The following is a 12,523-nucleotide window of genomic DNA, read 5'->3' as shown; positions in this document are numbered from 1 at the left end:
CCCGGTCAATCGGCTGTCGGCCGGACTCGGGCGTGTCCGGGTCCGGTAGCATCGGCAGGACACCATCAGTGGAGGTAGATAATGGGTGCAATGAGCCCGTGGCACTGGGCCATCGTCGCGATCGTCGTCGTGATCCTGTTCGGCTCGAAGAAGCTTCCCGACGCCGCCCGCGGTCTGGGCCGGTCGCTGCGCATCTTCAAGAGCGAGGTCAAGGAGATGCAGAACGACGATGCTCGGCCGGCGTCGCCGCCGCAGCCGGCTCCGAACCCGCTGCCCGCCGGTCAGACCACCGATCCGACCGTCACCGAGGCGAAGCACACCGAACCGCGGTCGGCCTGACCCCCGACCATCCCACCGGGGCATCCACGACGGATGTCCCGGTCCTCCGCTGATCCCGGGGGCCTCGACAGGAGCTGAGAACCGCACGTGCGCATCCCGTTCGATCCGCGTCGAAGCCGGCGCAAGACCAATCCCGACGGCACCATGTCGCTGGTCGAGCATCTGTACGAACTGCGCACCCGCCTGCTGATCGCGATCGCCGCGGTGGTGCTCACCACCGTCCTCGGGTTCGTCTGGTACAGCCGCAACCTCTTCGGTCTGCCCAGCCTCGGGTCGATCCTGCTCGACCCCTACTGTTCGCTGCCGGCGTCCTCCCGCGCCGACATCAGCGCCGACGGCGGCTGCCACCTCCTCGCGACCGGCCCGTTCGAACAGTTCATGCTGCGCCTGAAGGTCGCCGCGACCGCGGGTGTCGTGTTGGCCTGCCCGGTGTGGCTGTACCAACTGTGGGCGTTCATCACCCCCGGCCTGTATTCGAAGGAACGCCGCTACGCCGTCGGGTTCGTCGCCTCCGGCGCGGTGCTGTTCGTCGCCGGTGCCGTCTTGGCGTACCTGGTGGTCACCCACGCCCTGTCGTTCCTGCTCACCGTCGGCAACGACGTGCAGGTCACCGCCCTGTCCGGATCCGAGTACTTCGGGTTCATGATCAATCTGCTGATCATCTTCGGGGTGTCGTTCGAGATTCCGCTGGTGATCGTCGCGCTCAACGCCGTCGGTGTCCTGTCGTACGCGAAACTCGCGTCGTGGCGGCGCGGGCTGATCATGGCGATGTTCGTGTTCGCCGCCATCGCCACGCCCGGCCAGGATCCGTTCTCGATGATCGCGCTGGCCGGGGCGTTGACGCTGCTGCTCGAGATCGCCATCCAGATCACCCGAATCAACGACAAGCGGCGCGCCCGCCGCGCCCGGGAGGACGGCTGGGGTGATCTCGACGACGACGAGAGCTCCCCGATCGCCGCGCCCGCCCCCGTCGAACGCCCCTCCTCGACGCACCCCGACTACTCCGACACGCTGTGACCGATCAGCCGTCCCCGGCAGCCGCCCCCGATCGGCTCACCGCCTTCGCCGCGGCGTTGCCGTTTGCCCTCGACCCGTTCCAGGTGCAGGCCTGCCGCGCCCTCGACGGCGGTCACTCGGTGCTGGTGTGCGCGCCCACCGGGGCCGGCAAAACCGTCGTCGGCGAGTTCGCGGTGTACCTGGCGTTGCACGCCGGCGGCAAGTGCTTCTACACGACGCCGATCAAGGCGCTGAGCAACCAGAAGTACGCGGACCTGTGTGCCCGGCACGGCAAGGACGCGGTCGGCTTGCTCACCGGCGACCAGTCCGTCAACGCGGACGCGCCGGTGGTGGTGATGACCACCGAGGTGCTGCGCAACATGATCTACGCGTCGTCGACCAGCCTGATCGGTCTGACGTACGTGGTGATGGACGAGGTGCACTTCCTCGCCGACCGCTTCCGCGGCGCGGTGTGGGAAGAGGTCATCCTGCATCTGCCCGAGGACGTCCGGCTGGTCAGCCTGTCCGCGACCGTGTCCAACGCCGAGGAGTTCGGGGACTGGATCACCACGGTGCGCGGCGACACCACCGTCGTCGTCGACGAGGTGCGGCCGATTCCGCTGCACCAGCACATGATGGTCGGGCCCCGCATCCACGATCTGTTCGACAGCCGCGCCCATCCCGACGGCGGGGGGCGGCGGGGTGTCGTGGTCAATCCCGAACTGCTCTCACAGGTGCATCGCCGGACGGCACTGGATCGCGCCGACGCGTGGGACCGGGGCCGCCGCAACGGGGGGTTCCGGCCGTTGCCGCGACCCGAGGTCATCACCCGCCTGGACCGCGACGGCCTGCTGCCGGCGATCACGTTCGTCTTCAGCCGCGCCGGCTGCGACGCCGCGGTCGCCCAGTGCCTGCGCGGCGGGATCCGGCTCACCTCCGACGAGGAGGCCGCCCGGATCCGGGCGGTCGTCGACGAGCACACCCGCGATCTGCCGCGCGCCGACCTCGAGGTCCTCGGATACACACAGTGGCGCACCGCCCTCGAACGCGGCATCGCCGCGCACCACGCGGGCATGCTGCCCGCCTTCCGGCACACCGTCGAGGAACTGTTCGTGCGCGGGCTGGTCCGGGCGGTCTTCGCCACCGAAACCCTCGCGCTGGGCATCAACATGCCGGCCCGCACCGTCGTCCTCGAACGACTCGTCAAGTACAACGGGGAAACCCACGCCGAACTGACACCCGGCGAATACACGCAGCTCACCGGCCGGGCCGGGCGTCGCGGCATCGACGTCGAGGGGCACGCGGTGGTGCTGTGGCAGCCCGGGGTGGAACCGGCCGCGGTGGCCGGACTCGCCTCGACCCGGACGTTCCCGCTGCGCAGTTCGTTCCGCCCGTCCTACAACATGGCCGTCAACCTCATCGACGCGGTCGGGGTCGTCCGGTCGCGGGCGTTGCTGGAGATGTCGTTCGCGCAGTTCCAGGCCGACAAGTCGGTGGTCGGCCTGACCCGCGGCATCGAACGCAACGAGGCGGCCCTGGTGGAGCTGCGGGACCGGCTCGGCGGCGACGACAGCGACATCCTGGACTATCTGCGATTGCGGGCGGAGCTGACCGACCTGGAGCGGGCCCGGGAACGGCAGGGCCGCCAGGACCGTCGCCGTGCGGCCGTCGAATCGTTGCTCGGGTTGCGGCGCGGCGACATCGTCGCGGTGCCCGGTGGGCGCCGCGCGGGCCTGGCGGTGGTGATCGAGTCGGACTCCACCGTCGACGAGCCGCGACCGCTGGTGGTGACCGCCGACGCGTGGTCCGGCCGGTTGTCGGCGGCGGATTTCCCGGCGCCGGCGCAGGTGGTGGGCAGGTTGCGGTTGCCGCGGCACGTCGACCATCGCACCGGGCGGGGGCGACGTGATATCGCGTCGTCGTTGCGGTCCACGGGAATTCCCGTGCCACGCCGCCCGAAGCGCGCCAAGACCGGCGGCGACACCCGCGACATCGACGCGTTGCGGCGCCGGCTGCGGCAGCATCCGGCGCGCAAGGACCCGGAGCTCGAGAAGCTCGCCCGGGTCGGCGACCGCTACAACCGGCTGGCGCGGGAGATCTCGCAGCAACGACAGAAGGTCGCGGCGACGACGAACTCACTGGCCCGCACGTTCGAGCGGATCGTCGCGCTGCTCACCGAACGCGGATACCTCACCGAGGGGCCGGATCCGTCGACGACCGAGGCGGGGGAGCGTCTGGCCCGCATCTACGGCGAGGCCGATCTGCTCGTCGCCGAATGCCTGCGGCAGCGGGTGTGGGCGGGGTTGTCGCCCGCGGAGCTCGCTGCCGTGGTGTCGTCGGTGGTGTACGAGTCGCGGGTCGAAGGCGCGGTCGCGCTGCGCGGCCCGACCGAACCGGTGCGCCGCGCGCTCGCCGAGACCGTGCGGTTGTGCGACGGGTTGCGCGCCGACGAGGTGCGGCACAAGCTGCCGCCGACGCGCGAACCGGATCTCGGGTTCGTGGCGGCCCTGTACACGTGGGTGGGCACGCAGTCGCTGGCCGAGGCGTTGCTGGCGGCCGGGGGCGGCAGCCGCGACCTGTCGGCGGGGGATTTCGTGCGGTGGTGCCGTCAGGTGATCGATCTGCTCGATCAGATCCGCACGTGCGCGCAGGACCCGGAGATCGTGAAGACAGCGGGGCGGGCCGTCGCGGCGATCCGGCGCGGTGTCGTCGACGTCGACGCGGTGTGACCGCGGCACGGGTGCGGCCGGGTTCGGCGGGCACCGCCACGGTCCGATGTGGTTTGATTCGCGCCGCGGCACGGCTTTCGCGTGGTGGATGGGCGCTACTGTTCGATCAACAGAGTGAAGTGAGTGGGAGGCGACGATGAACGGGCCGAACGAACCGCAGGACCAGTCCGGTAACGCGGCCGGTCAGGAACCGACCCAGCAGTGGGCGCGTCCGGGGAGCGCGGCGGAGGGTGCCGCTCCGACCCAGGCGTTCGACGCGTCGGCTGCCGGTCAGGCCCCACAGTGGGGGCAGCAGCCCGGCCCGGGTGGCGGCGCCGATCCGCAAGGGGGTCAGGTTCAGCAGCAGTGGGGCCAACCGGGGCAGCAGTGGGGACAACAGCCCCCGGGCGGCCAGCAGCAGTGGGCGCAGCCGCAGCAGCAGTGGGGTCAGCAGCCCGCCCCGGCCCAGCAGCAGTGGGGTCAGGCTCAACCGGGCCCGCAGTGGGGGCAGGGCGCCCCCGCCGCAGGTCAGCCATGGGGGCAGGCGGGCCAACCTCCCGCCGGGCAGTGGGGCCGCCCGGCGCCCGGGCAGCAGCAATGGGCACAGCCGCAGGCCGGGCCGCAGGCCGGGCCGCAGCCCTGGGGACAGCCCCAGCCCGGTCAACCCCAGCCGGGCCAGCCGTGGGCTCAGCCGCCGGCCGGTCCGCAGCAGCCGAAGTCGAAGAAACCGCTGATCCTCGGTCTCGGGGCGCTGGCATTGGTGGTGATCCTCGGGATCATCGGTGTCCTCGTGGTGACCTCCCTCGGCTCGAAGACCCTGGACGCCGCGGCGGCCGAGGCCGGGGTGGCGAAGGTGCTGACCCAGTCCTACGGCGCCACCGAGGTCGGCGACGTGTCCTGCCCCGACGGGCAGAAGGTGGAACCGGGCAACAGTTTCGACTGCACCGTCACCGTCGACGGCCAGCACCGGTCGGTCACCCTGACCTTCACCGACGACCAGGGAACCTACGAGGTCAGTCGTCCCAACTGACGAGCACGGGCGGTCCCGTCAGCCGGCGACCGCGGCCAGCGCCGTGGTCAACGCCGTGACGGACCGCCCGATCCCGAGAGTGTCCACCAGCGCCGCCAGCGCCTCAGCGTCGGCGGGGCGGTCGGGCAGGGCGTCGTCGCGGGACAGCGTCACCGGGGCGTCGCGCGCGACCTGCACCACCGGAAGCGCCGCGTCCAGGTAACCGGCCGCCGCGTCGAGCTTGGCGCGCATGCCCTTGGCCATGCCCGAGTCCGGATCGACCGCGGCCGCCCGCAACGCCTCCAGCGATCCGTACTGCAACAGCAGACTCGACGCGATCTTCTCACCGACGCCCTTGACGCCGGGCAAGCCGTCGGACGGGTCCCCGCGCAGCAACGCCAGCTCGGCGTACGCGGCCCCGGCCCGGTCCGCGGGCACCGCGTATCGGGCGGCGACCTCGGCGGGCCCGAACAGCTCGGCCTTCGCCAGGCCTCGACCGGCATAGAGCACCCGCACCGGAACCGGCTCGTCGGTGACGACCTGCAGCAGGTCGCGGTCGCCGCTGACCACCACCACCGGGTCGGTGGTTTCGCGGGCGGCGAGGGTTCCGAGTACGTCGTCGGCCTCGAAACCGGCGGCGCCGCCGGTGGCGATTCCCGCTGCGGCCAGCACCTCGAGAATCATCGGTACCTGCGGGGTCAGGGTGTCGGGGACCTCCTCGACGGTGCCGTCCGAGCCCACCGCGACCCGGTGCGCCTTGTAGCTGGGGACCGCGGCGACGCGGAACGCCGGACGCCAGTCCAGATCCAGGCACACCACCAGGCGGAGGGGCCGGTGCCGGGTGATCAGCGAGGCCACCATGTCGGTGAAGCCGCGCACTGCGTTGACCGGACGCCCGTCGGGTGCGGTGATCGAGTCGGGCAGCGCATGGTAGGCGCGGAACCACAGGCTCGCCCCGTCGAGCAGCAGCAGCGGACGCTGCCCGGTGTCGCCGATCGGGGTGGTCACAGGAGTCGTCACGGTCCTCATCCTGCCATCCCGCCGTCGCACTACGCTGAGGCCCATGAGTACTGCCGCATCCCGATTCCCCGCCGCCCGCTACGCCGAACGACTCACCCGCGCAGCCGAGCTCGGTGCCGCCGCCGGCCTCGATGCGCTGCTCGTCACGCCCGGCCCGGATCTGCGTTACCTGCTCGGGTCCCGCGCCGAGTCCTTCGAACGGCTCACCTGCCTGGTCGTGCCCACCGACGGCAGCGCGGCGACGGTGGTGGTGCCGCGGCTCGAGCTGGCCTCGCTGAACGACTCGGCCGTCGCGGAACTGGCGGTGCCGGTGCGGGACTGGGTGGACGGGCAGAACCCGTACGAGCTGGTGGCGGCGCTGCTGCCGGGCGCCGCGCGCACCGCGGTGACCGATGCGATGCCGGCACTGCATCTGGTGCCGTTGGCGGGGTTGTTCGGGGCGGTTCCGGCGCTGGCCACCGATGTGTTGCGGGAGCTGCGGATGGTCAAGGACGACGACGAGATCGAGGCACTGCGGCGTGCCGGTGCCGCGATCGACCGGGTCCACGCCCGGATGGGCGAGTGGTTGCGGCCGGGTCGCACCGAATCCGAGGTGGCCGCGGACATCTCCGCGGCAATCCTCGAGGAGGGGCACACCGAGGCGGCATTCGTCATCGTCGGGTCGGGTCCGCACGGTGCCGACCCGCATCATGAGGTGTCCGAGCGGGTGCTCGAGTCCGGGGACATCGTAGTGATCGACATCGGCGGTCCTGTCGAACCGGGCTACAACTCCGATTCGACACGTACCTACAGCCTCGGCGAGCCCGATCCCGACGTGGCCGCGAAGATCGCGCTGCTCGAGGCGGCACAGCAGGCCGCGGTCGACGCGGTGAAGCCCGGTGTGACCGCCGAATCGGTGGATGCCGCGGCGCGTAATCTGCTCGCGGCGCAGGGGCTGGGGGAGGTGTTCGTGCACCGCACCGGGCACGGCATCGGCTTGTCGGTGCACGAGGAGCCGTACATCGTCGGCGGGAACACCGACGAACTGCGCCCGGGCATGGCCTTCAGCATCGAACCGGGCATCTACTTCCGCGGACAGTGGGGCGCCCGTATCGAGGACATCGTGGTCGTCACCGCCGACGGGTGCGAAGCGGTCAACCGCCGGCCGCACGGGTTGACGGTGCTTCCGGGCTGACCGCAGCCGCGGGGTGTCCGCTCGTTCCCCGAGCGAATGTACCGTTCGCCTCCTCGGATCGACCGACTGTACCGTCCGCTCGGAAGACGAGGGGAGGACCGGGCCGGAACGCCGTGTGTCAGTCCAGCACCGACCCCATCACCCGGTCCACGGCGATCTCGACGACCACGCGCGTCGGATTCACCCGCGGCGGCCGGTACCGCCGGGTGTAGCGGTCGACACCCTCGGCCACCGAGGCGGCGTCGGCGCACACCCGCGCCGCGCCTTCGAGGGTGAGCCAGCGACCGCCCTCGACCTGCGACACCGCCGCGTAGCCGCCCCGGTCGGCGTTCAGCGCCTTCTGTGAGCCCGCGTTGGTGATCACCCGCGCCACCCGTGCCTGCGGATCCCACGTGAACCCGACCGCGACAACGTGCGGGGTGCCGTCCTTGCGCAAGGTGGTGAGGGTGCCGAGGTGATATTCGGACAGGAACTGCAGTGCGCGCTCGCCGAGCGCGTCCGGGGTGCGGGCCATACCCGCGAGCCTAGAGCGCCCGCCCCGACGACGAGAGCGGGGTCAACGGCGGCACCGGCGACGGGACCCGACCACACCCGCACAGACCGGTCGCGGAACACTGGCAGTCATGACCATCGCGCAGGGAAGCATCGTGATCTTCGGGGGCCGCAGCGAGATCGGGGTCGAGGTGGCCCGCCGGCTCGCCCCCGGACGCACCGTGATCCTCGCCGCGCGCCGCGCCGACGACCTGCACGAACCGCGCGAGGCGGTCCTGGGTGCGGGGGCGAGCGCGGTGCACACCGTCGAATTCGACGCCGACGCTCTCGACACCCACCCGGCGGTGCTCGAGCAGATCACCGCGGCGCACGGGCCGATCGACGTGGCCGTGCTCGCGTTCGGGATCCTCGGCGACCAGGCCCGCGCCGAAACCGACGCCGAGCATGCGGTCGCGGTCGTGCACACCGACTATGTCGCGCAGGTCGCGTTGCTGACCCGGCTGGCGACGCTGCTGCGCGCGCAGGGCTCGGGACGGCTCGTGGTGTTCTCGTCGGTGGCGGGTGTGCGGGTGCGGCGCGCCAACTACGTGTACGGGTCGGCGAAGGCCGGGCTGGACGGGTTCGCGTCCGGGCTCGCGGACGCCCTGCACGGCAGCGGGGTGTCGTTGCTGCTGGTGCGACCCGGTTTCGTGATCGGCCGGATGACCGCGGGCATGAGTGCGGCCCCGTTGTCGAGCACCCCCGATCAGGTGGCCGACGCGACCGTGCGGGCGTTGAGTCGGGGCCGCGGGGAGGTGGCGGTGCCGGGTCGGCTTCGGCCGGTGTTCTTCGCGATGCGGTTGCTGCCGCGCGCGGTGTGGCGGCGGCTGCCGCGCTGAGCGGCCGTCACAGTTTGTAGCCGATGGTGCGCAGCAGCGCCTTGCGGTCGGCGACGTCCCCGTCGGATTCCACGCCGAGCGGTGGGCTGCCGTCGATCACTCCGACGATGCCGCGGCCGAGGCCGGTTTCGGCGATCACGATCTCGACGGGGTTGGCGGTGGCGCAGTAGATGCCGCACACCTCCGGGACCTGCTTGATGGCGTTGAGGACGTTCACCGGGTAGCCGTTGTCCACGAACACGACGAAGCAGTGTCCGGCCGCGACCGCGAGGGCATTGCGGGTGGCCAGTTCCACGAGCGTGTCGTCGTTGCCGGAGTGGCGCACCAGACGCGGCCCGGACGCTTCGCAGAAGGCGATACCGAACCGCAGGTGCGGGCTCGATCCGGCGAGCGTTTCGTGCAGATCCTCGACGGTCTTGACGAAGTGGGACTGGCCGACGATCACGTTCGTGTCCTCGGGTTTGTCGATCGTGACGACGCTCAGTTCCACGGGTGCCTCCTTCGGGTTTCGGGTCAGGGGCGGCGGGTTTCGAGCAGCCGCAACCACACCTCGCTGACCGTCGGATACGCCGGGACCGCGTGCCACAGCGTGTCCAGGGGCACCTTCCCGACGAGCGCGACGGTGGCGGCGTGCACGAGTTCGGCGACCTCGGTGCCGGCGAAGGTGGCGCCGGCGAGGGTGTCGGTGGCGCGGTCGACGACGAGCGCGGCGTGGCCGGTGAAGTCGTCGCGGGCCAGTGCCGATCCGGCGACCGCCAGGTCCACCTCGAGCACCTCGACGTCGATTCCGGCGGCGCGGGCCGAGGCGGCGGTGTGCCCGACGGAGGCGATCTCCGGTTCGGTGAAGATCACCTGCGGCACCTGGTCGTGGTCCGCGGTCGCGCGGTAGCGGGGATGGTCGAGGTCGCGGCCCTCGGCGCGGGCGGCGATCACGTCGCCGCACACCCGCGCCTGATATTTGCCCATGTGGGTCAGTGCGGCCCGGCCGGCGACGTCCCCGACCGCGTACAACCACGTGCCGTCGGCGCCGGTGACGTTCAGGTGATCGTCGACGCTCGTTGCCGCGCCCGCCTCGAGTCCCACCGCGCCGAGGCCGAGGCCCTCGGTGGCGGGGCGGCGACCGGCGGCAACCACGATCTCGTCGACTTCGACGGTGCTGCCGTCGTCGAGGTCGACCGTCGCCGGGCCGCCGTGGATGCGACCGATCCCGGTGTCGCGGGTGTCGTCGCGGGCGACGTTGCGGATCTCGGTGCGGAACCGGACGTCGATGCCGTGACGGCCGAACATGTCGGTGACGGCGGCGGCCGCGAACGGTTCGACGCGGGGCAGCAGTCGCGCGCCGCGCACCACGACGGTGAGCTCCTCGACGCCGAGCTGACGCAGCCAGGTCGCGGTTTCGCAGGCGACGACCCCGCCGCCGACGAGCAGCACCCGCCGCGGGATCTCCACCAGGTTCGTCGCGTCCCGCGACGTCCACGGCAGCGCGGCGCGCAGCCCCGGGGCGTCGGGGACGGTCGCGACGGTGCCGGTCGCCAGCACCACCGCGTGCCGGGCGCGGAGGGTCCGCGGCCGGTCGCCGTCGACGGAGACCGCGCATCGGCCGGTGATCCGGGCGTGCCCGCGCAGCACGTCGATGCCGATCGCGTCGGCCCACAGCACCTGCGAGCTGTCGTCGCGGCGGTGGGTGAACGCGTCGCGGCGGGCCAGTACGTCGGCGACGTGGACGCCGTACGCGGTGATCTTCTCTTCGACCCCGGGCATGTGACGGGCGGCGCCGAGGATCTGTGCGGGCCGCAGCAGTGCCTTGCTCGGCATGCACGCCCAATAGGAGCATTCGCCGCCGACGAGTTCGTGTTCGATCAGGGCGGCGGTGCGGTCGCTGCCGGCGATGGCGTAGTGCGCGGCGTTCTCACCGGCAGGGCCACCGCCGATCACGATCACATCGAAGGTGTCGTGGTCGGAGCCGACGGTATCGGAACTCACCTGTCCCACGGTAGGCGGATGCGGCGCCGCCGAGGACCGGTTCGGCCGGTTCACTCCACGTGCGGGGAGTCCGCGTCGAAGATCAGACCCATCGGCGCCAGGACCCGCACGACCTGTTCGGCGGCCCATTCGTCGAGGTCGCACAGCAGCACCGACCGCCACGGGGTGATCACCACCGGTCGGTCGACGGCGGCGAGGAATTCGGCGGTGCGGGCCGGCAGCACCCCGTCGGGGAGGGCGCCTGCCAGCACGACCGTGCCGTCCGGGCGGTCCAGCCACCCGATGGGATGCGGCGGTGGGGTCGGCAGCGGTGAGACGTCGGCGTCGGGCACCGCCGCGGCCGCGGCATCGAGCACCGCCTCGACGACATCGCCGGTGTCGACCCGTACCCCGGTGTCGCGGCCGCTGCGCGTCAGCATCCACGACCCGTCGGGCCGCGCGCACACCGCGACGTCGGGGGTGAGCGCCACGATGTCGCCGCTGCCGTCGTCGAGCCCGAGCACCGTGTCCGCGGTCGCGGTCGCGGTGGTCCCGTCCAGCCGCCGGTGCAGCGCGACGGCGATTTCCCGCACGTCGGCGATCCCACCGATTCGGCCGGACAGCGGGGATGCGACGACACTGCGCCGATACGTGCCGTGCACCGTGAGCCCGATCGCGGTGAGCGACTCGGTCAGGGTGTCCCGGTTGCCGTGCATCCGCAGCCCGGCGTGGTCGGTGAGCAGTAGTTCCGCGTCGCCGTGCGCGTGGGCGAGTACGGCGAGAGCCTGCAGTTGCGCGGCGGTGAGGGCACCGCCCGGCAGGTGCACATCGACGGCGGGGGAGCGGGACTCGGACATGCTGCCAGGTTAGAACGGGACGTCGGCGGCATCGCTGCGTAGGGTGGGCCCATGTCTGATGGGGATCTCCCGCGGCCGTCGTTCGCCGACTTCGCCGCCGCCAAGTACGTGCTGCTGAGCACCTTCCGCAAGAACGGCACCGCCGTGCCCACGGCCGTGTGGGCCGTCGCCGACGACGACCGCTTGCTGGTGTGGACCGCGACCGGTTCGCACAAGGTCACCCGGTTGCGCCGCGACCCGCGCATCACGCTGGCGGTGTGCGACGCACGGGGAAAGCCGCGCAGCGGCGCGGTGCCGGGCACCGCCACCGTGCTCGACGACGCCGGGACCGAACAGACCCGGGCCGCGATCATCGGCAAATACGGGATCTTCGGATGGCTCACCGTCAAGGCGAGCGTGCTGCGCCGCGGCCGGTCCGGCACGATCGGTCTCGCCTGCTGCGTCGACGAACCGTAATGTCGCTCGGGGTGAGCATCCCGGTTCGCTCGCCCACCCGACCCGAAAACCCTGACCCGAGAACGAGGACGCCACTCCATGAGCGTGCACAGCTTCACCGTCGACACCGCCGACGGCACCCCCGAGGACCTGAGCGGCTACGCCGGCAAATACCTGCTGATCGTCAACGTCGCCAGCAAGTGCGGCCTGACCCCGCAGTACGAGGGCCTCGAGGCACTGCACCGGCAGACCGGCGAGACGCTGCAGGTCATCGGGTTCCCGTGCAACCAGTTCGCCGGTCAGGAACCCGGCACCGACGCCGAGATCCAGGAGTTCTGCCGCCTCACCTACGACGTGACGTTCCCGGTGTACGGGAAGATCGACGTCAACGGTGACGACGCGCACCCGCTGTACCGGCACCTGCGCGGCGAGGCCCCCGGCGACTTCGGTCCCGACCACGGATTCCTGTACGAGCACGTCAGCAAGACGATGCCCGAGTCGATCGGCACCGACGCCGTGAAGTGGAACTTCACCAAGTTCCTCGTCGACCCGGACGGCGCGGTCGTGCGCCGTTTCGAGCCGACCGTCACTCCCGACGAGATCGCCCGGCAGCTCGCCGACCTGGCCTGACACCGCGGGGCTCGGGACGTCCG

At 71.6% G+C, this 12,523-nt stretch carries 13 protein-coding genes; 8 read left to right on the top strand and 5 right to left on the bottom strand.

Going from position 1 to position 12,523, the window contains the following annotated elements; all coding sequences use genetic code 11:
* The first annotated feature begins 81 nt into the window (after window positions 1–81).
* From tatA to RZ1_RS00625, 4 genes are all read left to right on the top strand, one after another.
* The gene (gene tatA, locus RZ1_RS00640; protein WP_072808247.1) at window positions 82–339 is read left to right on the top strand and encodes a Sec-independent protein translocase subunit TatA; all 258 of its coding nucleotides are present in this window, start codon (window positions 82–84) and stop codon (window positions 337–339) included.
* 87 nt (window positions 340–426) lie between these two features.
* On the top strand, window positions 427–1,356 hold the full coding sequence (gene tatC, locus RZ1_RS00635) for a twin-arginine translocase subunit TatC (RefSeq protein ID WP_072808244.1): 930 nt from the start codon (window positions 427–429) through the stop codon (window positions 1,354–1,356).
* Window positions 1,353–4,064: a DEAD/DEAH box helicase gene (locus RZ1_RS00630; protein ID WP_072808241.1), complete on the top strand. Its 2,712-nt coding sequence runs from the start codon at window positions 1,353–1,355 to the stop codon at window positions 4,062–4,064. The genes tatC and RZ1_RS00630 overlap by 4 nt, the downstream gene beginning before the upstream one ends.
* A gap of 136 nt (window positions 4,065–4,200) precedes the next feature.
* Window positions 4,201–5,073 (top strand): DUF4333 domain-containing protein, encoded by an 873-nt coding sequence (locus RZ1_RS00625; RefSeq protein ID WP_072808238.1) that lies wholly within the window; start codon window positions 4,201–4,203, stop codon window positions 5,071–5,073.
* Window positions 5,074–5,091: 18 nt separating this feature from the next.
* On the opposite strand, the gene RZ1_RS00620 is transcribed toward RZ1_RS00625, so the two are convergent.
* The gene (locus tag RZ1_RS00620) at window positions 5,092–6,081 is read right to left on the bottom strand and encodes a 5'-3' exonuclease (RefSeq protein WP_072808235.1); all 990 of its coding nucleotides are present in this window, start codon (window positions 6,079–6,081) and stop codon (window positions 5,092–5,094) included.
* A gap of 34 nt (window positions 6,082–6,115) precedes the next feature.
* On the opposite strand from RZ1_RS00620, the gene RZ1_RS00615 reads away from it, so the two are divergent.
* Window positions 6,116–7,246 carry a M24 family metallopeptidase gene (locus RZ1_RS00615; protein ID WP_072808233.1) on the top strand — a complete coding sequence of 377 codons (1,131 nt, stop codon included), beginning with the start codon at window positions 6,116–6,118 and terminating at the stop codon, window positions 7,244–7,246.
* Window positions 7,247–7,364: 118 nt separating this feature from the next.
* Here RZ1_RS00615 and RZ1_RS00610 read toward each other — a convergent pair whose 3' ends face one another.
* Complete coding sequence (locus RZ1_RS00610) at window positions 7,365–7,760, bottom strand: TIGR03618 family F420-dependent PPOX class oxidoreductase (protein WP_072808230.1); 396 nt, start codon at window positions 7,758–7,760, stop codon at window positions 7,365–7,367.
* A 109-nt stretch (window positions 7,761–7,869) separates the two neighbouring features.
* Here RZ1_RS00610 and dprE2 point away from each other — a divergent pair, with 109 nt between their 5' ends.
* Window positions 7,870–8,616 carry a decaprenylphospho-beta-D-erythro-pentofuranosid-2-ulose 2-reductase gene (dprE2, locus tag RZ1_RS00605; protein ID WP_072808227.1) on the top strand — a complete coding sequence of 249 codons (747 nt, stop codon included), beginning with the start codon at window positions 7,870–7,872 and terminating at the stop codon, window positions 8,614–8,616.
* A gap of 7 nt (window positions 8,617–8,623) precedes the next feature.
* Here the strand turns inward: dprE2 and RZ1_RS00600 are convergent, their stop codons facing one another.
* Genes RZ1_RS00600 through RZ1_RS00590 form a run of 3 tightly spaced genes read right to left on the bottom strand, consistent with a single transcriptional unit; the run spans window position 8,624 to window position 11,435 of the window.
* The gene (locus tag RZ1_RS00600; protein WP_072808225.1) at window positions 8,624–9,106 is read right to left on the bottom strand and encodes an adenosine-specific kinase; all 483 of its coding nucleotides are present in this window, start codon (window positions 9,104–9,106) and stop codon (window positions 8,624–8,626) included.
* 23 nt (window positions 9,107–9,129) lie between these two features.
* Complete coding sequence (locus RZ1_RS00595; RefSeq protein ID WP_072808719.1) at window positions 9,130–10,599, bottom strand: dihydrolipoyl dehydrogenase family protein; 1,470 nt, start codon at window positions 10,597–10,599, stop codon at window positions 9,130–9,132.
* 50 nt (window positions 10,600–10,649) lie between these two features.
* Complete coding sequence (locus RZ1_RS00590; protein WP_072808222.1) at window positions 10,650–11,435, bottom strand: ferredoxin-like domain-containing protein; 786 nt, start codon at window positions 11,433–11,435, stop codon at window positions 10,650–10,652.
* 51 nt (window positions 11,436–11,486) lie between these two features.
* Here RZ1_RS00590 and RZ1_RS00585 point away from each other — a divergent pair, with 51 nt between their 5' ends.
* Together RZ1_RS00585 and RZ1_RS00580 are read left to right on the top strand one after the other, a co-directional pair.
* Window positions 11,487–11,891 (top strand): PPOX class F420-dependent oxidoreductase, encoded by a 405-nt coding sequence (locus RZ1_RS00585; RefSeq protein ID WP_072808219.1) that lies wholly within the window; start codon window positions 11,487–11,489, stop codon window positions 11,889–11,891.
* 78 nt (window positions 11,892–11,969) lie between these two features.
* Window positions 11,970–12,500, top strand: a complete 531-nt coding sequence (locus RZ1_RS00580; protein WP_072808217.1) for a glutathione peroxidase — start codon at window positions 11,970–11,972, stop codon at window positions 12,498–12,500.
* The last annotated feature ends 23 nt before the right edge of the window (window positions 12,501–12,523 follow it).

The sequence above is a fragment of the Rhodococcus zopfii NBRC 100606 = JCM 9919 genome (genome assembly GCF_001895025.1).
GTDB classification, from domain to species: Bacteria; Actinomycetota; Actinomycetes; order Mycobacteriales; family Mycobacteriaceae; genus Rhodococcus; species Rhodococcus zopfii.
Note: the sequence above shows the minus strand (reverse complement) of the source record. Positions and strands in the feature narration are given on the sequence as shown.

What these genes read in the sequence shown, in the direction of transcription:
- tatA (WP_072808247.1), top strand. Translation starts at nt 82, where the DNA reads ATGGGTGCAATGAGCCCGTGGCACTGGGCCATCGTCGCGATCGTCGTC.
- RZ1_RS00625 (WP_072808238.1), top strand. Translation starts at nt 4,201, where the DNA reads ATGAACGGGCCGAACGAACCGCAGGACCAGTCCGGTAACGCGGCCGGT.
- RZ1_RS00620 (WP_072808235.1), bottom strand. Translation starts at nt 6,081, where the DNA reads ATGAGGACCGTGACGACTCCTGTGACCACCCCGATCGGCGACACCGGG.
- RZ1_RS00615 (WP_072808233.1), top strand. Translation starts at nt 6,116, where the DNA reads ATGAGTACTGCCGCATCCCGATTCCCCGCCGCCCGCTACGCCGAACGA.
- RZ1_RS00610 (WP_072808230.1), bottom strand. Translation starts at nt 7,760, where the DNA reads ATGGCCCGCACCCCGGACGCGCTCGGCGAGCGCGCACTGCAGTTCCTG.
- dprE2 (WP_072808227.1), top strand. Translation starts at nt 7,870, where the DNA reads ATGACCATCGCGCAGGGAAGCATCGTGATCTTCGGGGGCCGCAGCGAG.
- RZ1_RS00590 (WP_072808222.1), bottom strand. Translation starts at nt 11,435, where the DNA reads ATGTCCGAGTCCCGCTCCCCCGCCGTCGATGTGCACCTGCCGGGCGGT.
- RZ1_RS00585 (WP_072808219.1), top strand. Translation starts at nt 11,487, where the DNA reads ATGTCTGATGGGGATCTCCCGCGGCCGTCGTTCGCCGACTTCGCCGCC.
- RZ1_RS00580 (WP_072808217.1), top strand. Translation starts at nt 11,970, where the DNA reads ATGAGCGTGCACAGCTTCACCGTCGACACCGCCGACGGCACCCCCGAG.